At 71.2% G+C, this 18693-nt stretch carries 17 protein-coding genes and 1 pseudogene; 8 read left to right on the top strand and 10 right to left on the bottom strand.

The genetic code is table 11. The features are described 5' to 3' along the window. The first annotated feature begins 120 nt into the window (after window positions 1-120). The 3 genes from AC3ETA_RS44175 to AC3ETA_RS44165 all read left to right on the top strand — a co-directional run bounded on the left by AC3ETA_RS44175 (window position 121) and on the right by AC3ETA_RS44165 (window position 3100). Window positions 121-975, top strand: coding sequence for an RNA polymerase sigma factor SigF (locus tag AC3ETA_RS44175; protein WP_432198528.1), 855 nt, complete (start codon window positions 121-123; stop codon window positions 973-975). Between the two features lie 268 nt (window positions 976-1243). Further along, window positions 1244-2164, top strand: coding sequence for an RNA polymerase sigma factor SigF (locus AC3ETA_RS44170; RefSeq protein WP_030952814.1), 921 nt, complete (start codon window positions 1244-1246; stop codon window positions 2162-2164). 39 nt (window positions 2165-2203) lie between these two features. After that, window positions 2204-3100 (top strand): hypothetical protein, encoded by an 897-nt coding sequence (locus tag AC3ETA_RS44165; protein WP_432198527.1) that lies wholly within the window; start codon window positions 2204-2206, stop codon window positions 3098-3100. 17 nt (window positions 3101-3117) lie between these two features. On the opposite strand, the gene AC3ETA_RS44160 is transcribed toward AC3ETA_RS44165, so the two are convergent. Continuing rightward, window positions 3118-3312 carry a hypothetical protein gene (locus AC3ETA_RS44160; protein ID WP_380849452.1) on the bottom strand — a complete coding sequence of 65 codons (195 nt, stop codon included), beginning with the start codon at window positions 3310-3312 and terminating at the stop codon, window positions 3118-3120. A 206-nt stretch (window positions 3313-3518) separates the two neighbouring features. Here AC3ETA_RS44160 and AC3ETA_RS44155 point away from each other — a divergent pair, with 206 nt between their 5' ends. The 4 genes from AC3ETA_RS44155 (at window position 3519) to AC3ETA_RS44140 (ending at window position 7987) form a co-directional block, all read left to right on the top strand. Beyond that, entirely contained in the window at window positions 3519-4016 is a 498-nt protein-coding gene (locus tag AC3ETA_RS44155; RefSeq protein WP_432198526.1) for a MarR family winged helix-turn-helix transcriptional regulator, read from the top strand. Window positions 4017-4098: 82 nt separating this feature from the next. After that, window positions 4099-6543, top strand: a complete 2445-nt coding sequence (locus tag AC3ETA_RS44150; RefSeq protein WP_488187671.1) for an MFS transporter — start codon at window positions 4099-4101, stop codon at window positions 6541-6543. Window positions 6544-6638: 95 nt separating this feature from the next. Beyond that, entirely contained in the window at window positions 6639-7463 is an 825-nt protein-coding gene (locus tag AC3ETA_RS44145; protein WP_432198524.1) for a YceI family protein, read from the top strand. Window positions 7464-7513: 50 nt separating this feature from the next. Further along, a complete protein-coding gene (locus tag AC3ETA_RS44140; protein ID WP_432198523.1) occupies window positions 7514-7987 on the top strand; it encodes a PPOX class F420-dependent oxidoreductase in 474 nt (157 codons plus the stop codon). Here AC3ETA_RS44140 and AC3ETA_RS44135 read toward each other — a convergent pair. From AC3ETA_RS44135 to AC3ETA_RS44100, 8 genes are all read right to left on the bottom strand, one after another. After that, window positions 7984-8841 (bottom strand): TetR/AcrR family transcriptional regulator, encoded by an 858-nt coding sequence (locus AC3ETA_RS44135; RefSeq protein ID WP_432198522.1) that lies wholly within the window; start codon window positions 8839-8841, stop codon window positions 7984-7986. The two genes, AC3ETA_RS44140 and AC3ETA_RS44135, sit on opposite strands and share 4 nt — an antisense overlap. Window positions 8842-8950: 109 nt before the next feature. Continuing rightward, on the bottom strand, window positions 8951-10456 hold the full coding sequence (locus AC3ETA_RS44130; RefSeq protein ID WP_432198521.1) for an MFS transporter: 1506 nt from the start codon (window positions 10454-10456) through the stop codon (window positions 8951-8953). A 111-nt stretch (window positions 10457-10567) separates the two neighbouring features. After that, window positions 10568-12778 (bottom strand): ArnT family glycosyltransferase, encoded by a 2211-nt coding sequence (locus AC3ETA_RS44125; protein WP_432198520.1) that lies wholly within the window; start codon window positions 12776-12778, stop codon window positions 10568-10570. After that, a complete protein-coding gene (locus AC3ETA_RS44120) occupies window positions 12775-14259 on the bottom strand; it encodes a bifunctional glycosyltransferase family 2/GtrA family protein (protein WP_432198519.1) in 1485 nt (494 codons plus the stop codon). The genes AC3ETA_RS44125 and AC3ETA_RS44120 overlap by 4 nt, the downstream gene beginning before the upstream one ends. A gap of 14 nt (window positions 14260-14273) precedes the next feature. Beyond that, on the bottom strand, window positions 14274-15890 hold the full coding sequence (locus AC3ETA_RS44115; protein WP_432198518.1) for an ATP-binding protein: 1617 nt from the start codon (window positions 15888-15890) through the stop codon (window positions 14274-14276). Beyond that, window positions 15887-16627: a response regulator transcription factor gene (locus AC3ETA_RS44110; protein ID WP_030956349.1), complete on the bottom strand. Its 741-nt coding sequence runs from the start codon at window positions 16625-16627 to the stop codon at window positions 15887-15889. The genes AC3ETA_RS44115 and AC3ETA_RS44110 overlap by 4 nt, the downstream gene beginning before the upstream one ends. A 140-nt stretch (window positions 16628-16767) precedes the next feature. After that, window positions 16768-17646, bottom strand: coding sequence for a DUF2797 domain-containing protein (locus tag AC3ETA_RS44105; protein WP_432198517.1), 879 nt, complete (start codon window positions 17644-17646; stop codon window positions 16768-16770). A gap of 39 nt (window positions 17647-17685) precedes the next feature. Continuing rightward, the gene (locus tag AC3ETA_RS44100; protein WP_432198558.1) at window positions 17686-17823 is read right to left on the bottom strand and encodes a hypothetical protein; all 138 of its coding nucleotides are present in this window, start codon (window positions 17821-17823) and stop codon (window positions 17686-17688) included. A 61-nt stretch (window positions 17824-17884) separates the two neighbouring features. On the opposite strand from AC3ETA_RS44100, the pseudogene AC3ETA_RS44095 reads away from it, so the two are divergent. Then, window positions 17885-18136, top strand: a pseudogene (locus AC3ETA_RS44095) (MarR family transcriptional regulator); the annotation flags it as partial. Window positions 18137-18248: 112 nt separating this feature from the next. On the opposite strand, the gene AC3ETA_RS44090 reads toward AC3ETA_RS44095, so the two are convergent. Next, a complete protein-coding gene (locus tag AC3ETA_RS44090; RefSeq protein WP_432198516.1) occupies window positions 18249-18665 on the bottom strand; it encodes a winged helix-turn-helix transcriptional regulator in 417 nt (138 codons plus the stop codon). Between the last annotated feature and the right edge of the window lie 28 nt (window positions 18666-18693).

Here is an 18693-nt window from a genome sequence, read left to right as displayed (position 1 = left end):
GGAACGGCGGGGGGTTTTCGCGTGTCCTGCGCAGCCTTCCATTCTCAACACGGGATTATGCGGTACTTGAACACAATGAACTGTCTTGTGATGCTATGACCGCTTTTGACGGATGAGTTGATGGATCACGAGGTGGAGTTGACCGTGCCGGCCAGTACTGCGCCTCAAGCCCCGACCCAGGAGGACACCGCCGCGTCCCCGCCGCCCCGCAGCAGGGGTGCGGACACCCGGGCACTCACCCAGGTCCTCTTCGGGGAACTCAAGGAGCTGACGCCGGGCACGCCGGAGCACAACCGCGTGCGCGGGGCGCTCATCGAGGCGAACCTCCCGCTCGTGCGCTACGCGGCCGCCCGTTTCCGCTCCCGCAACGAGCCGATGGAGGACGTGATCCAGGTCGGCACCATCGGACTCATCAACGCCATCGACCGCTTCGACCCCGACCGCGGCGTGCAGTTCCCGACGTTCGCGATGCCGACCGTGGTCGGCGAGATCAAGCGGTACTTCCGGGACAACGTCCGCACGGTGCACGTGCCGCGCCGGCTGCACGAGCTGTGGGTCCAGGTCAACAGCGCGACCGAGGACCTCACCACGAGCTTCGGGCGCACCCCCACGACCGCCGAGATCGCCGAGCGGCTGCGCATCACCGAGGACGAGGTGCTGTCCTGCATCGAGGCCGGACGGTCGTACCACGCCACCTCGCTGGAGGCCGCCCAGGAGGGCGACGGGCTGCCCGGACTGCTGGACCGGCTCGGCTACGAGGACCCGGCCCTGGACGGCGTGGAGCACCGGGACCTCGTACGGCATCTGCTGGTGCAACTCCCCGAGCGCGAGCAGAGAATCCTTCTTCTGCGGTACTACAGCAACCTCACCCAGTCGCAAATCAGTGCGGAACTCGGGGTGTCCCAGATGCACGTGTCGAGGCTACTCGCGCGTAGCTTCCAGCGGCTGCGTTCGGCGAACCGGATCGACGCGTAACCGTATAGAGGATCGATCGGTCACCGTCGCGGCTGAATCGCTCACCAGGGCGGATCCCGACAGTTCTGGCCCGAAATACCGTCAGACCCCCTTTATCCAGGGCGGATTCAAGTCTCACATGTCGACATGTCACTACAGCGTGTTGCCGACATGTGACATTCTTCGGGAAGCGCGTTTGCCGTGGCTTCGGCTCCGGTATTCAGGTGAAGGCTGGCGTTCCTCGTTCGGAGCGTTCGCCACGACCGTCCCGCGACCCAAAGGGGGTGGCATGTCCGCAGACCAGGGCAGCTCGAAGGTGCTCACGCTCACGAAGAGCGAGTCCGCGCCCGACGCCGCGCTCGACGATGTACCGGCCTTGGAGGCCCTTCCGGCCGCCGATCTCCCAGCCGCTCCGGCTGCTGATCTGCCGGCCGTTCCGGCCACGGCGGACATCGACACCCGCACCCTGTCCCGCTCCCTGTTCCTGCGGCTCGCCGCACTGGACGAGAACAGCCCCGAACGTGCGTACGTCCGGGACACGCTGATCGAGCTGAACCTCCCACTCGTGCGCTACGCGGCGGCCCGCTTCCGCTCGCGCAACGAGCCGATGGAGGACATCGTCCAGGTCGGAACCATCGGCCTGATCAAGGCGATCGACCGCTTCGACTGCGAACGGGGCGTGGAGTTCCCGACGTTCGCGATGCCGACCGTGGTCGGCGAGATCAAGCGGTTCTTCCGCGACACGTCCTGGTCGGTGCGGGTGCCCAGGCGGCTCCAGGAGCTGCGCCTGGCTCTCACCAAGGCCAGCGACGAGCTCTCCCAGAAACTGGACCGCTCCCCGACGGTCACCGAACTGGCCACCGTCCTGGGCGTGTCCGAGGAGGACGTCGTCGACGGCCTCGCGGTCGGCAACGCCTACACGGCCTCCTCGCTGGACTCACCGGCCCCGGAGGACGACGGCGGCGAGGGCTCGCTCGCGGACCGGCTCGGCTACGAGGACAGCGCCCTGGAGGGCGTCGAGTACCGCGAGTCCCTCAAGCCGCTGCTGGCCAAGCTGCCGCCCCGTGAGCGGCGGATCATCATGCTGCGCTTCTTCGCCAACATGACCCAGTCACAGATCGGCGAGGAGGTCGGCATCTCCCAGATGCACGTCTCCCGGCTGCTGACCCGGACCCTGGCCCAGCTGCGCGAGGGGCTCATCTCCGACTGACCCCTTCATATTTGACGGAGCGTCAGCCACCATGGCCCGATGCTTCGGCGGATTTGGACGACCTCGACACATGGCCGTCGGTGCGCCCTGATCGGCGCGTCGGCGGCCGTCGTCTGCCTGGGCGTGACGCCGGCCGCGTGCGGAGGCGGCGGGGGCGACGACGGCTACGTCGCCACGGGAGCGGCCGGAGGCCCACCCCGCGTCTCCGGCAAGGCCGCCGCGCCGACGGGCGAGGTGACGCTGGTGCCGCTCGACGGACCGGAGAGCGGCGGCGCCGCGGACGGCGGCACGGGCGGGAGCGGCGGCGCTGGGGCCGGCTCCGACAACTCCCCTGACTCGGAGGGGAGTCAGGGGCCGACATGGGCCGCGGGGACCGGACAGGCAGGGACGGACAGTCCCGCCCGGCCCCCGAGCGGCACTCAGGACCCCGCGGACACACCGGCCGACTCGGACACCACGGGCGGCGGTTCGTCCGGGGGCTCGGGCGGGGGCTCGGGCGGGGGCTCGGCCACCACGTCCGGCGGCTCGGGCGGGGGCTCGGCCACCACGTCCGGCGGCTCGGGCGGCGGCTCAGGCGACGGTACGTCCGGCAGCTCGGGCGACGGCCCGGCGCCCTCGGCGCCTCCCTCGCCCGCGGAGCTGTCCGTGGGCGACCCGGTGCGCAAGCCCACGGACCGGCGGTGGTGCGAGAAGTTGACCCTCGATCTGCGCAACTCGGGCGGCACGGCCGTGCGTTCGGGCACCGTGACCTTCGGCACCCACATCATCGGCGCGCTCGGCATCGACTGGGCGACGATCGAGTCGTCCCAGGAGCTCCCGGCGCCGATCGGGGCCGGGGAGCGCAAGGAGAAGACCTGGACGGTGTGCGTCGACGCCTGGCGCGTGCCGCTCGGCATGCACATCGAGACGCGGGACGTCTCCGTCCAGTGGAATTGAACCGGTGCCGGCGACGACTACTTGAGCGCCAGCCAGGCCACCGCCGCCACGATCACGACCGCGGCGACGACGCCGATGATCATGCCGATGCGCGGACCCGAGGAAGCCTGCTGCCGCCGACCGCCCTGGGGGCCCTCGTCGACGAACGCGCGGAACATCTGGGTGCTGCCTGCGGGGTCGTGGTTGCCCTGGGGGCCCTGGGTGTTAGCCATGGCCTGAGACCCTAGCGAATCCGCCCGTGCGGCCCAAGTGGGGGCCCGGCCTCTGCACAGGGGGCCACAGAACCCGCCCCACCTGCACATTTACGGTCGCAATACTTGCCTTTGCCAAGTTTTTGTACCGCACCTGCCCTCATTTATTTGCCTGTAGCAACCAAACGCTTCTATGGTTGCCCTAAGCAACAACCAACGGAGGTGTGATGGCCGAGCAGGCGCAGTACGAGGAGCTGGTCCGTCAGTTCAGCGCCTTCGGCGCCGTGAAGAGGGAGATGGGACGGATCCTGCCGTCCGACTGCCCGTCCGGCTCCGCCGCCGTACTGACGTTGCTGAGCCGCCACGGGGACATGCGCATGAGCAAGCTCGCCGAGCTGCTGGCCGTGGACATGTCGGTCACCAGCCGCCATGTCGCCCATGTGGCCGAGCGCGGCTGGATCGAGCGCTCCCCCGACCCGGCGGACAAACGCAGCCGCATTCTGCACCTCACCCCGGCGGGCGAGGACCGCGTCCAGGAGATGTCCCGGCTGACCACGCAGCTGCTCGCCGAGCGGCTCGGCGACTGGAGCGACGAGGAGATCACCCTGCTGACCCGGCTGATGACCCGGCTGCGGGCGAGCTTCGACGACTGCCGGTCCGTGCACCGGCCGCCGGTGCCCGACCAACCCGAACTCCCCACCCGTACACCCGCGATCACCCAGTAGGAAAAGGAACCCCATGGCAACGACCACACCAGCCGGTGTGCGGGCGCACGCCAAGCACTCAGGAGGGCCGGCCGGCGCTCCGATGTCGCACCGGCAGATCATGGAGGCGCTGACCGGGCTGCTGCTCGGCATGTTCGTCGCGATCCTGTCGTCGACGATCGTCTCCAACGCTCTGCCCGACATCATCAAGGACCTCGGCGGCGGCCAGAGCGCCTACACCTGGGTGGTCACCGCGTCGCTGCTGGCGATGACCGCGTCCACACCCCTGTGGGGCAAGCTCGCCGACCTCTTCTCCAAGAAGCTCCTCATACAGCTGGCCCTGGTCGTCTTCGTGGCCGGATCCGCGCTGGCCGGTCTCTCGCAGAACGCCGGGATGCTGATCGCGTTCCGCGCGGTGCAGGGCATCGGCATGGGCGGTCTGTCCTCGCTGGCCCAGATCATCCTGGCGGCGATGATCTCGCCGCGTGAGCGCGGCCGCTACAACGGCTACCTCGGCGCCACCTTCGCCACCGCGATGGTCGGTGGTCCGCTGATCGGCGGCGTCATCACCGACACCGACTGGCTCGGCTGGCGCTGGTGCTTCTACGTGGGCGTGCCCTTCGCGGTCATCGCCCTGATCGTGCTCCAGCGCACCCTGCACCTCCCCGTCGTCAAGCGGAAGGTCAAGGTCGACTGGGCCGGCGCCTTCTTCATCACGGCCGCGGTCTGCCTGCTGCTGGTCTGGGTGACCTTCGCCGGTGACAAGTACGACTGGCTGTCCTGGCAGACCGGCGCGATGACCGGTGGCGCGCTCGCGCTGCTGCTGATCTTCATCCTGGTGGAGACGAAGGCGAGCGAGCCGATCGTCCCGCTGCGCCTGTTCCGCAACCGCACCATCACGCTGGCCTCGCTGGCCTCCCTGTTCGTCGGCATCGCGATGTTCTCGGGAACGATCTTCTTCAGCCAGTACTTCCAGCTGGCGCGGGGCGAGTCGCCGACCATGTCGGGCGTGCTGACCATCCCGATGATCGTCGGCCTGTTCGTCTCCTCGACCGTCTCCGGCCAGGTCATCACCCGCACCGGCCGCTGGAAGGCCTGGCTGCTGGCCGGCGGTGTGCTGGTCACGGCGGGCCTCGGGCTGCTCGGCACGATCCGCCACGACACCGAGTACTGGCACGTCGCGATCTTCATGGCCCTGCTGGGTCTCGGCGTCGGCATGATGATGCAGAACCTGGTCCTCGCCACCCAGAACCAGGTCGCTCCGACCGACCTGGGTGCGGCGAGCTCGGTCGTGAACTTCTTCCGCTCCCTCGGCGGCGCCATGGGCGTCTCCGCGCTGGGCGCGGTCCTCAGCCACCGGATCACCCACTACGCCGAGGAGGGCCTCAGCAAGCTCGGCGTGCAGGGCTCCTCCGGCCACGGTGAGATCCCCGACCTCGACGCGCTGCCCGGCCCGGTGCGCACGGTCATCGAGAGCGCGTACGGCCACGGCGTCGCCGACGTCTTCCTGTACGCCGCGCCGGTCGCCTTCCTCGCCCTCCTGTTCGCCCTGTTCATCAAGGAGGTCCCGTTGAAGACCAAGGGCGCCATGGCGCAGGCCGCCGAGGCCGACAGCCCGGAGCCGACCGAGGCACCGGCCGCCCCGGCGGAGGAGCGGGTGCCGAGCTGGGCCGTGGCCGCTTCCGTGGCCGCTTCCGAGACGGCGACCGGCCCCGAGGGCACCCGGCGGCTCGCCGCGGTGGCCACGGTGGCCCCTGCCGGGGAGACCGGCGGTGCGTCGTCCGGCGGTGTCCCGGTCCGCGGCTTCGTGCGGGGCGCCGAGAGCGCGCCGGTGCCGCAGGCGGCCGTCACGCTGATCTCGCTGTCCGGCCGGCAGCTGGGCCGCTCGGTCGCGCAGGCCGACGGTTCGTACGCCATCGACGCGCCGGGCGCGGGATCGTACGTCCTGATCGCCTCCGCCGACGGCTTCCAGCCGCAGGCCTCCACGATCGTCGTCAGCGGCGGCGAGCCGGTGGCCTACGACATCCTGCTCAGCGGCACCAGCGGCCTGAGCGGCGTCGTGCGCACCTCGCAGAGCGCGCTGCCGGTGAAGGACGCGATGGTGATCGTGACCGATGTGCGCGGGGACCTGCTGGCCACCGCCGCCACCGGTGAGCAGGGCGAGTTCGGCTTCGCCGAGCTGGTGCCGGGTCCCGTGACCGTCGCGGTGAACGCCGCCGGCTACCGGCCGCGCGCCCTGCCCGTCGAGGTCGGCGGCACCGGGGTCACCCGGATCGAGGTCGACCTGGAGGCCGGCGCGCAGGTCCAGGGCGTCGTACGGGCACCGCACGGACCGCTGGCCGACGCCCGCGTGACCCTGGTCGACGCGGCAGGCAACGTCGTGGGCACCGCCACCACCGGGACGGACGGGGCGTACGCCTTCACCGACCTGGACGGCGGCGAGTACACGGTGATCGCGACGGGCTACCCGCCGGTGGCGACCGCCCTGACGGTGACCGGCCCCGGCACCGACGACCACGACATCGAACTCGCCCACCCAGGCGAGTAGTCGGACTCCGGCCCGTGGCGGGCGGCGCGCTCCGAGCGGAGGTGCGTCGCCGCCGCGGGCCGGTTCCTTTTGAGACCTTCTGAGGAGTACGTGAGATGGGACTGACCGCGAGGATCCGTACCCGGGACGGGTGGGCCGTGTCGCACGCGGTCGTCACGGTGACGGACATGACCGGGACGCAGGTGCTGCGCCTGGAGGCGGACGCGGAAGGGGCCGTACGGGACGCGAACCCGCTGGCCCCGGGGGCGTACACCGTCATCGTCACCGCGGTCGGCTACGCGCCCGCCGCCGCGAGCGCGATCGTCACCGCGAGCGGCCGCGCCGAGGTCGGCACGGTGACCCTGGCCCGCCAGGGCGGCACGGAGCTGCCGCCGCCGGGACCGTGGACCGTCGACCCGGCGCACTCCAGCGTGGCCGCCGTCGCCCGGCACCTGGGCATCTCCAGCGTGCACGGCCGGTTCACGCGGTTCTCCGGCGCCGTCGAGATCGCGCCTGACGACATCGCCAAGTCCCGCGTTCAGGCGGTGATCCGGGCCGACTCGATCGACACGGGCAACGGCATGCGCGACGGGCACCTGAAGTCGCCGGACTTCCTGGACGTCGAGAGGTATCCCGAGATCACCTACCGGTCGACGGGTCTTGCGGCCGCCGCGGGCACCGACCGCTGGACCGTGCACGGCGAACTGACCATGCACGGTGTCGTACGGCCGGTCGACCTGGACCTGGCCTACCTCGGCACGGGCGCCGACCCGTGGGGCGGGACGCGGGCCGCGTTCCGCGCCACGACGGAACTGCACCGGGACGACTTCGCCATGAACTACAACCAGGTCGTGCAGGCGGGCGTCGCCGCCGTCGGTACGACGCTGAAGGTGGAGCTGGACATCCAGGCGGTGCAGGGGGAGACACCGCCGCAAGCGTAACCACGGCAGGGTCAGGCTGAACGGGCCCGTCGGCCCCTAGGCTGCGTCCCATGGCACCGAACATCGCGACCAACACCCGCGTCTCGCGCGAAGAGCTGCTCGACTTCGTACGGCCCCGGCATCGCGCCGTCCTGCTGACCCGGCGGGCCGACGGCAGCCCGCAGGCCTCGCCGTTGACCTGCGGGGTCGACGACTCGGGGCGGATCGTGATGTCCACCTATCCCGAGCGGGCCAAGACGCGCAACGCGAAGCGGGACGAGCGGGTCAGCGTCCTTGTCATCAGCGACGACTGGAACGGGCCGTGGGTGCAGGTCGACGGGACCGCGGAGGTCATCGACACGCCGGAGTCGGTCGAGCCGCTCGTCGAGTACTACCGGAACATCGCCGGGGAGCATCCGGACTGGGACGAGTACCGGGCGGCGATGGTGAAGCAGGGGAAGTCGATCATTCGGGTGACGCCTCAGAAGTGGGGGCCGGTGGCCACGGGTGGGTTTCCCGCGCGGCTGGTTGAGGGCGACGCCTAGGGGCTCGGGGGGCGTGGGTCGTCTTGTGGCCGCTGGTCCGTGGTGGCTGGTCGCGCAGTTCCCCGCGCCCCTGAACGCGCTGCGCGCCCTCCGGGGGGTGCGCTGCGCGCCACCATCGCCTCGATGCCCGCCACCAGCAGGTCCAGGGCGAACTCGAAGTCCCGTTCCCACATTTCCTCGACCGTGTCGCCGCCCCGGGCCTCCATGAGTTCCGCGGACTCCTGGACGATGTCGGCGGCCTCCGGGGACTGGGACACGTTGCTCATGGCGTGGTGGAAGTAGTCGTCCGGGGTCATGCCGAACGCCGTGCTGCGGGCGATGAAGTGGCCCTCGATGGTGCCGAACCCGTACACGAACTGGAAGACCGCGGAGATGGCGGCGACCAGGCCGTGCGCGGGCAGGCCGGTCCTGCGGACGATGCGCTGCACCAGGCGGGAGAAGGCGAGGCTGTTCGGGCCGATGTTGACGTAGGTGCCGATCAGCGGCGACAGCCACGGGTGGCGCACCAGCAGACCGCGGTAGGCGCGGGCCAGCGCGCGCAGTTGGTCCCGCCAGTCCTCGTCGGTCTCGGCATCGGGCAGGTCGAGTTCGCCGAAGGCGGCGTCGAGGGCGAGTTCGAGGAGGTCGTCCTTGGTGTCGACGTACCAGTAGACGGACATCGCGGTCACGTTCAGCTCGGCCGCCAGCCGCCGCATGGAGAACTTCGCCAGCCCCTCGGCGTCGAGCAGCCGTACCGTCGCCTCGGTGATCCGGTCCCGGTCGAGCCCGGAGGGCTGCCCACCGCGACCGCCGCGACGCTCCTTGCCCTCCAGCCACACACTGGTCCGAGCGGACTCCCGGGCTGCCCTGGCCATCGCGCACCTTCCTAGACATGCAATCGGCGGCGCCCCGAAAGGGCGCGGGGAACTGCGCGACCAGCCCGATCGGGCCCGCAGTCGCCCGACAACGGTATGCCCCGAGCCCTCAGGCGGAATCTCCCCTTTCGGCCCGCCGCAGCAAAGCACCCGCGACCAATCCCCCCAACAGCACAGCCAATCCCCCCACCAGCAGACTGGTCTCCAGCCCTGCGGAGAACGCGTCCGTGATCTCCGCCTTCTCCTCGGCCGACCCGGCAGCCGCGAGCGCCGCCGGCAAGGACGTCGCCGCCACCGGAATCAGCGCCGCGAACCGCGAGTTGAGCAGCGCCCCCAGTACGGCGACCCCCAGGCCGGTGCCGAACTCCGCCACCGTGCCGTTGATCCCACCGCCGACCCCGGCCTTCTCCGGCGGAATCGCACTCATGATCGCGTGGGACATCGCCGGACTCGCCACGGCCGCGCCCCCGCCGATCAGCACCAGCCCCAGCAGCGTCCCGGCGTAGCCGCCGGAGGCCATCGTGGCGATGGCGGCCAGGCCCGCCGCCATCACCGCCATGCCGAGGCCGATGGCGAGCGGGGTGCCCAGCCGGGCCGCCCACTTCGCCGCCACCCCGGTGAAGTTCAGCGCCACGATCATCAGGGCGAGCGGCGCCGTCCGCAGCCCGGCCTCCAGCGGCTCGTAGCCGAGCACGAACTGCATGTGCTGGGTGAGCAGGAAGAGCGACCCGCCCATGCCGAACGTGATCAGCACACCGCCCGAGACCGCGCCCGTGAACCGCCGGTTCCGGAAGAAGTGCATGTCGATCATGGGGTAGGGGATCCGGCTCTCCCAGTACGCGAAGGCGGCCAGCACGACGACGGCCGTCCCCGCCGTCAGCAGGACCCGGCCCGACCTCCAGCCGTGCTCCGGCCCGGAGATGATCGCGTACACCAGGGCGGCCATGCCGATCGTGGAGAGCACCGCGCCCAGCAGGTCGGGGCGGTCGCCCTGGGGGTTCTTCGACTCGGGGACGAGCACCAGCACGGCGATCAGGGCGAGCACCGCGACCGGAATGTTGATCAGGAAGATCGCGCCCCACCAGAAGTGGTTCAGCATGAAGCCGCCGAGCAGCGGTCCGGCCGCGAAGCCCAGCGAGTTCACCGCGGCCCAGATGCCGATCGCCTTCGGCTGCTCCTCCGGCGTGAAGATCTGGATCGCCACCGCGAGGACGGTGGTCATCAGCAGCGCGCCGCCGACGCCCATCCCGGCCCGCGCCGCGATCAACTGACCCGTGGAGTCGGCGAGGCCGGCCACGAGCGAGCCCACGCCGAACAGGGCCAGGCCCGCGGCCAGCATCTTCTTGCGGCCGTAGCGGTCGGCCGCGCTGCCGGCCGTGAGCAGCAGACCCGACTGCACCAGTGAGTAGGCGTTGATCATCCACTGGATGTCGGAGGTGGCCGCGCCCAGTTCGCGGGTGAGCGAGGGGATGGCCACGTTCAGGACGGTGTTGTCGAGCACCACGGTCAGCACCGCGAGGCAGAGGACACCGAGGATCAGCCAGCGCTGCGGGTGACCGCCCGGGACCCCGGACTGCGGCTGGGCCGGGGCCTGTTCCTGGGGGGACGTCGTCATGTTCTACACCGTAGAACAATCCCTGTACGGCGTACAACGGAGATACGGGAAGGGGCGGTGGCCTGCGCCACCGCCCCTTCCCGCAGAGACCGTCGGTGCCGTTCGGGACCGTCAGCCGTCGCTCTTCGGCTGCGTCAGGTCGTAGAAGGTGCTGCCGTCCACGGTCACCGACTCGAAGTTCTCCTGGACCCAGGAGCTGATCTGCGAGGAGGTGCCGCTGCCGCCGCCCATGCCGCCGCCGCTGCCACTGCCGATGAAGTAGTGGATCCTGCCGTCCTCCACGTACTTCTTGAACTCGGCCAGCGTCGGGGACGGGTCGGTGCCGTTGAAGCCGCCGATCGCCATCACCGGCTCGCCGGTGGAGAGCTGGTAGCTCGCGGCGTTCTGGGCGCCGATGGCCGCGGCCGCCCAGCTGTAGTCCCCGGCGTTCTTCTCCAGCAGCGCCTTGGCCTCGTCGCTGACGCTTGCGCCGTTGAGCAGACCGCCCGCGCCGCCACCACCCATGCGGCCGCCCTCACCCGTCTGACCGCCGCCGGGCATACCGCCCTGCTGGTTCTGGCCCTGGGTGCTGCCGTTGCCGTTCTGCTGACCCGGCATGCCGCCGCCGAAGCCGCCGCCACCGGGGAAGCCGTTGCCGCCCTGCTGGTTCTGCCCCTGCCCGCCTTGCTGCCCCTGCTGGTTCTGGCCGGGCATGCCGCCCCCGCCGGGGCCGCCGCCCATGCCGCCTCCGCCGCCGGGACCGCCCCGGCCGCCCGCGACCGCGGGACCGGCGGTGACGATCGAGCCGGTGTGGCCCTCGTTCACCGTGGTGAGGGTGTACGCGGCCGGGCCGGCCAGCGCGGCCACGAGGCCCAGCCCGACGACGCCCATGGTCAGTCGACGTCCGAGCTGCGAGGCGAAGACCAGGCCCAGGGCCGCGGCCAGTCCGCCGACCAGTACGACCCACTTCAGCCAGGGCAGGTAGTCCGAGGAGCGGTTGAGCAGGACGTAGCCCCAGACCGCGGTGGCCGTCATCGCGGCCGCCAGGGTCAGCGACGCCCACGCCTTGTCGCGCTTCTCCCAGAGCAGTACCGCGCCCATGCCGATCAGCGGGGCGATGTAGGGGGCGAGGGCCACCGTGTAGTACTCGTGGAAGATGCCCTGCATGTAGCTGAAGACCAGCATGGTCGTGACCAGCGCGCCGCCCCAGACCAGGAACGAACCGCGCGTCACCGACGTACGGCGTGCCTTGCCGGTGGCCACCAGACCCGCGATCAGCAGGATCAGCGCGGCCGGGATCAGCCAGGAGATCTGGCCGCCGATGGAGGAGCCGAAGAGGCGGTCCCAACCGGTCTCGCCCCAGTTGCCGCCGCCGTTCCCGCCTCCGCCGCCACCGCCGACGCTGCCGGTCTCGTCGCCGTTGAGCCGGCCCAGGCCGTTGTAGCCGAAGGTCAGTTCAAGGAAGGAGTTGTTCTGCGAGCCGCCGATGTACGGGCGGGAGGAAGCGGGCCACAGTTCCACGATCGCGACCCACCAGCCGCCGGAGACCACGATCGCGGCGAGGCCCGCGGCGAGCTGGCCGATCCGCTTCCTCACCGGCACCGGGGCGCAGACCGCGTACACGATCGCGAGCGGCGGCAGGATCAGGAAGGCCTGGAGGGTCTTGGCGAGGAACGCGAAGCCGATCGCCACTCCGGCCCACACCAGCCACTTCGTACGGCCGTCCTCCAGGGCCCGGATGACGAGGTAGCAGGCCACGGCCATCAGCAGGGCCAGCATCGCGTCCGGGTTGTTGAACCGGAACATCAGCGCCGCGACGGGGGTGAGGGCGAGCACCGCGCCCGAGATCAGACCGGCCGCGGGGCCGAACCGGCGGCGCACGGCCGCGTACACCACGGCCACCGTCCCGACGCCCATGAGGACCTCGGGGAGCAGGATCGCCCACGAGTGGAGGCCGAACAGGCGGACCGACAGGGCCATCGGCCACAGCGAGGCCGGGGGCTTGTCGACGGTGATGGCGTTCGCCGCGTCCAGCGAGCCGAAGAAGAAGGCCTTCCAGGACTCGCTGCCGGCCTGGACGGCCGCCGAGTAGAAGGAGTTGGCGTAGCCGGAGGCGCTCAGGTTGCAGAGGTAGAGCAGGAGGGTCGCGAGCAGGAGGCCGAGGAAGGCCGGGCGTGCCCAGCGCGGGTCCTCGGGGCGGCCGCGCCACAGCCGCCGCACGAAGGGCTGCCTCGGCTCACCGCCGTCGGGAGCCGGCGCGGCGGACGGGGGCGCGGGCGGCGGGCCCCAGGTGTCGGGGCTTGCGCCTGTGTCGTAGCCGGTCTGGTCGTAGTGGACGGTCATCGGTAGTCCCTCGTGTCGGTGTCGTGCGGGCGCACCGGCTGCAACCGCATGGTGGCGTCCCTCCAATTGCCGTCCGCGGCTTCACCGGCGCGGAACCGATCGGTGTCGTACGTGGGGTGGGGTGCGCCCGTCGGGCGCTGCGGGAGCGGGCCGTAGGAGCCCTGTCCCGCCGTGGAGCAGGTCGGCGAGGACGGGTTGTGGGCGGGGACGTGCGAGGCCACGACCGTCGAGTCGACGTCGTCGCGCCGGTCCGGGAACACCCACGCCCGGAAGAGCAGGAACCGCAGGACCGTCGCCGCGAGGTTGGCGGCGATCAGGACCGCGAGTTCGGTGGAGTGCGCCGGGTCGCTGCTGGCCGCGTTCAGGGCGGCCAGCGAACCGCTGGTCAGGGCGAGTCCGATGCCGAAGACGACCAGGCCCTGCGCCTGGTGCCGGACGGCGCCGCCGCGGCCGCGCACTCCGAAGGTGAGGCGCCGGTTGGCCGCCGTGTTGGCGACCGCGGAGACCAGCAGCGCGAGCGCGTTGGCGGTCTGCGAGCCGGCGAAGACGCGGAAACCGCTGTAGAGCAGCAGGTAGAAGAGGGTGGACAGGCCGCCGACGACACAGAAGCCGACGAGCTGGCGGGCCAGGCCGCTGGGTACGTCCTTGATCTCGCGGTCCCTGGGGTCGTCGCCGAACGGCCGGGCGAGCCGGTCCAGCGGCAGCGAGCCGGTCGCCAGGGCCCTGCCCACCCGCCACACGCCCTTGAGGTCGTCCGTCGCCGTCTTCACGATGTGGACCGTGGAGTCCGGGTCGTCGACCCAGTCGACCGGCACCTCGTGGATCCGCAGGCCCGCGCGCTCGGCGAGCACCAGCATCTCGGTGTCGAAGAACCAGCCGGTGTCCTCCACCAGCGGCAGCAGCACCTGCGCGACATCACGGCGGATCGCCTTGAAGCCGCACTGGGCGTCCGAGAAGCGAGCCTGGAGGGAGCCTCGCAGGATGAGGTTGTAACCGCGGCTGATGAACTCCCGCTTGGCGCCGCGCACCACGCGCGAGCTGCGGCTGAGCCGGGAGCCGATCGCCAGGTCCGAGTGCCCGGAGATCAGCGGCGCCACCAGCGGCAGCAGGGCGTTGAGGTCGGTGGACAGGTCCACGTCCATGTAGGCGAGGATCGGGGCCTCCGACGCGGACCAGACGGTCCGCAGCGCCCGGCCGCGGCCCTTCTGCTCCAGCCGGAACGCCCTGACCTCCGGGAGCTCCGCCTCCAGCCGCCGCGACACCAGGGGGGTGGTGTCCGTCGACGCGTTGTCCGCGATCGTGATGCGGAACGCGTACGGGAACGTGCGCTTGAGGTGATCATGCAGCCTCAGCACACACGGCTGGAGGTCCTTCTCCTCGTTGAAGACGGGGATCACTACGTCCAGGACAGGCGTACCGGCGTCTCCGGCCGGGAGGTGCTCCCGCGCCGGCAGGGTGCCGGGAGAAGAGTCGGTTCGCATGGAACCGACTTTCGTCAGGCGCCCTGTTCCACCCATGTGGTGACGCTGTGCTGTGCCTGTGAGTGCTGTTGCCAGCTCATTTCGGGGCTCGGCGGCACGGGGAGCGCCGGCAGATGCACCGTGAAGACGGTGCGTCCGGGCACGCTGTCGACGGTGACGGCACCGCCGTGCGCGGTGGCCACGGCCTGCACGATGGCCAGGCCGAGGCCGGTGGAGCCGGTGGCGCGGGAGCGCGCGGAGTCGCCGCGCGCGAACCGTTCGAAGACGTGCGGCAGCAGATCCGGCGGGATGCCCTGGCCGTTGTCCTCGACGTCCACGCACAGCCACGGGCCCCGCCGTTGAACACGCGCTGTGACCGTCGTGCCGGTCGGGGTGTGGTTGCGGGCGTTGCCGAGGAGGTTGACGAGGACCTGTTGCAGCCGGGCCGCGTCCGCCGACACGAGCGCGGGCTCGTCGGGCAGGTCGAGACGCCAGTTGTGGTCCATGCCGGCCGCGCGGGCGTCGCTGATGGTGTCCACGACGAGCGGGATCAGATCGGTCTGCTCGAACTGGAGGGGGCGGCCCGCGTCGAGCCGGGCGAGCAGCAGGAGATCCTCGACGAGGAGGGTCATCCGCCCGGCCTCGGACTCGATACGGCCGAGGGCGTGCTTGGTGTCCGGGCCGACGTCCTCCCTGCCGCGTCTGGTCAGCTCGGCGTACCCGCGGATGGACGCGAGGGGCGTGCGCAGTTCATGGCTGGCGTCCGCGACGAACTGCCGCACCCGCATCTCGCTCTGCTGGCGGGAGTGCAGGGCGCCGTGGACGTGGTTCAGCATGCGGTTGAGCGCGGCACCGACCTGCCCGACCTCGGTGTGCGGATCGCACTCCGACTCGGGCACCCGCTCCTTGAGGTTCACCTCGCCGGTGTGCAGGGGGAGTTCGGAGACACGGGTGGCGGTGGCGGCCACGCGGCGCAGGGGGCGGGTGGCGACGCCGACGATCACCGTACCGGCGGTCCCGGCCGCCACGAGGGCCGCTGCGGTGACGCTGGCTTCTATGAGGATGAGGGTGTTGAGGGTGCCGTTGAGTTCCGCGGTGGGGATGGCCACATAGAAGCTGCCGTTGTCGCCGGTCTTGTACTCGACGCGGTACTCGCCGAGGGAGGCCAGGTCGACGGTGTGCTTCTTGCCGTCCTGGGCGACCTCGTTGAGCGCCTCGATCTGGGACTCGGTGAGGTCGCCGGGCACCATTCCGCTGAAGTCGGTGGTGTTCTGGCCCTTCTCGCCGATCGCGGCGTCGGTGATGCTGCCGTTCTCGACCTTGGCGACGACCGTGCCGGACGGCTGCGGGCCGCGCGTGACGAACTGGTCGAGGCTGAAGGGCTCGCGCCCCTTGGTGACCACCTCGTTCTTCGCGGGGTCACCGCCGGGAGGTCCGCCGAGGCCGGCCGCCCGGCCGACGGCCTCGGTCAGCTTGTCGTCCAACTGGTCGTACAGATGCGAGCGCAGCGCAAGCGTCGTCACCGTGCCGATCACCGCGCACACCACGGCGATCAGCACCACGGACGCGACGACGAGCCGCGTCCGCAGGGTGCGCGGCTGACCCGCCCGCCGCTGCCGCTTCTGCGTACGCGGTCGTCGTCGCCCGCTCATGACACCGCGGGCTTGATCAGATAGCCGGCTCCGCGCCGGGTGTGGATCATCGGCTCCCGGCCGGCGTCGATCTTCCGGCGCAGATAGGAGATGTACAGCTCGACGACGTTGGCCTGCCCGCCGAAGTCGTACGACCAGACCCGGTCGAGTATCTGGGCCTTGCTGAGGACGCGCCGCGGATTGCGCATGAGGAAGCGCAGCAGCTCGAACTCGGTGGCGGTGAGGTGGATGTTGTCCCCGGCCCGCGACACCTCGTGGCTGTCCTCGTCGAGCGTCAGGTCGCCGACGACCAGCACGGAGTCGGACCGCCGGTCGGCGGCGCCGGAACGCCGGATGAGCCCGCGCAGCCGGGCGACGACCTCCTCCAGGCTGAACGGCTTGGTGACGTAGTCGTCGCCGCCCGCGGTGAGCCCGGCGATACGGTCCTCAACGGCGTCCTTGGCCGTCAGGAACAGCACCGGCACGTCCGGCAGTTCGCGGCGCAGCCGCCCGAGGACGGTCAGGCCGTCCATGTCCGGGAGCATCATGTCCAGGACGACGGCGTCGGGCCGGAACTCACGCGCGGTCTGGACGGCACCCGTGCCGTCACCCGCGCTGCGGATCTGCCAGCCCTCGTAGCGAAGGGCCATGGACAGCAGTTCGGTGATCGACATCTCGTCGTCCACCACAAGCACTCGGACGGGGCTCCCGTCCGGCCTCAGCAGTTCGGTGCGCCCCTGGGGCGAGGTCGTGGTCATGGCGGACACCTTGTCGGGGCCCTCTTAGAACACGCTTTCCGCAACCTGTGATTTTCCTAAGAAACGCACAGGAGGTTCTCAGGCAACCCCTGGGAAGTCCCTGGCGGCGAGCGTTTTCCCCACTCCTCCCCGGGGCTTCCTCAGAACAACCCGTCCTGCATGCTCGCCTCCCGATCCTTGAACTCCCGTACCGGCACGGTCAGTTCCCCGTCCCCGCCCGTCGGCAGCAGGTCCCACCCCGTCATCAGCCGAGTGTCGACGACGACCACCCCACCGCCCGCCTCGACATGCAGGTCCGGTCCGGCGGCCGCCACCAGCCGTCCGCTCACCGCACCGCCCGCGGCGAGTTCGGTCACCTCCCCGACGGCAGCGGGCAGATCCACGAGCCCGAACACCCCGGCGTGATCGACCGGTCGGCAGGGTTCGCGGACCAGCGACTCCGGCCAGGCGTCCAGCGCGACCGCCCGGGCGTGCAGGTCCCCGACCTCGGCCACGCGCTCCGCCACCGACGCCGGCAGCCCGGAGCGCACCGCCCGCTTGTCGGCGTACGGAATCCGGTCCGGGACCCGCAGTGCCGCCCGCAGCAGTTCCTCCGTGCGCCGTGCCGCCATCAGCGGGCCGGCACCCAGCCAGCTGAAGCAGACCGCGCCCTGCTCAAGGAGCCGCGCCGAGCCGCGCTCAAGGGCGGTGATGCCGACCTTGGTCATCCCGGGCCCGAACCAGGCCAGATATACGTGGTAGGGCCGCGGGTCGTCCGCGATCGTGTCGGCGGCGACCGAGTGCGCCCGGTCCAGCCGCGCGCAGTCCTCGCAACGCGCCCCCGTGCTGCGCCCCGATACGGCAGCCCGCACCGGACAGGCGTGCCCCCGCGCTCCCACGCATGTCCGAACACCCCCTTCGGCGACCCCGAAGGCCACCCGTTTCCCCCAGGTCAGCGCCGAGCGCCGACCGCCGTCCCACGCCAGCTCGGGGCCGTCGGCCGACCAGCGCAGCCCCTTGCATCTCCATGCCTGTGCCATCGCTCATCGAGCCTAGGGGGTGCCACTGACAGCGCCCTTTCAGCGACCGGCCGGACCGGCCTCGGCGACGGCGGGATGGCCGGTCACGGCGGGTTCGCCAGCCACGACGGGATCGCCGGCCACGACGGGATCGCCGGCCACGACGGGATCGCCGGCCACGGCGGGATCGCCGGCCACGGCAACCACCTCGGCCGTACGCCGACCGCGCCCCGCGAGCCGGCAGCCCCAGCAGTCCGGGAACCGCCTGGAGCGGGTCGGCTACGTCACCCGCCGCCCCGACCCGGCCGACCGGCGCCGGGTCCGGGTGGCCGCCGTACCGTCCGCGGTCGCCCGGGCCGGGGCCCTCTACGGCCCCTACTACACCCGCCTCAACGAGCTCTTCGCGAGCTACTCCGCCGACGAGGTCGCGGTGCTCACGGACTGGTTCACACGGACGACGGGGCTGGCACAGACCTACATCGACGAGATGCGCGAGCAGGACAAGGGCTGAGCGCAGCCGGGGTCAGCGGGTCCCGCCCGCCGAGCCGCCGGGGTTCAGCAGGACCCACCCGCCCAGCCCAGCCAGGATTCAGCAGGACCCACCCACCCAGCCCAGGCAGGATTCAGCAGGACCCACCCACCCCGGACGCGCGCCGGTCCTCCCGCGCGTCGTAGGCCACCCGGGCCCGCTCGACCGCGTCCAGGTGCACGGACCACTCCGACAGCGCGGCGAACAACGGCGCGAGGCTGCGGCCCAGTTCGCTGATCTCGTACTCGACCCGCGGCGGGACCTCGGCGTGGTACGTGCGCACGACCAGCCCGTCGCGCTCCAGCTGCCGCAGCCGCTGGGTCAGCACCTTCGGCGTGATGGTGCCGATGCAGCGCTCCAGTTCGACGAAGCGCTGACGGCCGTACTCGTGAAGTGCCCACAGGATCGGAGTGGTCCAGCGGCTGAAGACGATGTCGACGACGGGCGCGACGGGGCAGGCGTTCGCCGGATCGGCACCCCGCGGCACCCGCTCCCCTGTGCTCTCGGTCACAACTGCCCCCGTCCGCCAATACTTTCCT

The sequence above is a fragment of the Streptomyces sp. bgisy027 genome (genome assembly GCF_057710365.1).
Note: the sequence above shows the minus strand (reverse complement) of the source record. Positions and strands in the feature narration are given on the sequence as shown.

What these genes read in the sequence shown, in the direction of transcription:
- AC3ETA_RS44175 (WP_432198528.1), top strand. Translation starts at nt 121, where the DNA reads ATGGATCACGAGGTGGAGTTGACCGTGCCGGCCAGTACTGCGCCTCAA.
- AC3ETA_RS44170 (WP_030952814.1), top strand. Translation starts at nt 1,244, where the DNA reads ATGTCCGCAGACCAGGGCAGCTCGAAGGTGCTCACGCTCACGAAGAGC.
- AC3ETA_RS44165 (WP_432198527.1), top strand. Translation starts at nt 2,204, where the DNA reads ATGCTTCGGCGGATTTGGACGACCTCGACACATGGCCGTCGGTGCGCC.
- AC3ETA_RS44160 (WP_380849452.1), bottom strand. Translation starts at nt 3,312, where the DNA reads ATGGCTAACACCCAGGGCCCCCAGGGCAACCACGACCCCGCAGGCAGC.
- AC3ETA_RS44155 (WP_432198526.1), top strand. Translation starts at nt 3,519, where the DNA reads ATGGCCGAGCAGGCGCAGTACGAGGAGCTGGTCCGTCAGTTCAGCGCC.
- AC3ETA_RS44150 (WP_488187671.1), top strand. Translation starts at nt 4,099, where the DNA reads ATGTCGCACCGGCAGATCATGGAGGCGCTGACCGGGCTGCTGCTCGGC.
- AC3ETA_RS44145 (WP_432198524.1), top strand. Translation starts at nt 6,639, where the DNA reads ATGGGACTGACCGCGAGGATCCGTACCCGGGACGGGTGGGCCGTGTCG.
- AC3ETA_RS44140 (WP_432198523.1), top strand. Translation starts at nt 7,514, where the DNA reads ATGGCACCGAACATCGCGACCAACACCCGCGTCTCGCGCGAAGAGCTG.
- AC3ETA_RS44135 (WP_432198522.1), bottom strand. Translation starts at nt 8,841, where the DNA reads ATGGCCAGGGCAGCCCGGGAGTCCGCTCGGACCAGTGTGTGGCTGGAG.
- AC3ETA_RS44130 (WP_432198521.1), bottom strand. Translation starts at nt 10,456, where the DNA reads ATGACGACGTCCCCCCAGGAACAGGCCCCGGCCCAGCCGCAGTCCGGG.
- AC3ETA_RS44125 (WP_432198520.1), bottom strand. Translation starts at nt 12,778, where the DNA reads ATGACCGTCCACTACGACCAGACCGGCTACGACACAGGCGCAAGCCCC.
- AC3ETA_RS44120 (WP_432198519.1), bottom strand. Translation starts at nt 14,259, where the DNA reads ATGCGAACCGACTCTTCTCCCGGCACCCTGCCGGCGCGGGAGCACCTC.
- AC3ETA_RS44115 (WP_432198518.1), bottom strand. Translation starts at nt 15,890, where the DNA reads ATGAGCGGGCGACGACGACCGCGTACGCAGAAGCGGCAGCGGCGGGCG.
- AC3ETA_RS44110 (WP_030956349.1), bottom strand. Translation starts at nt 16,627, where the DNA reads ATGACCACGACCTCGCCCCAGGGGCGCACCGAACTGCTGAGGCCGGAC.
- AC3ETA_RS44105 (WP_432198517.1), bottom strand. Translation starts at nt 17,646, where the DNA reads ATGGCACAGGCATGGAGATGCAAGGGGCTGCGCTGGTCGGCCGACGGC.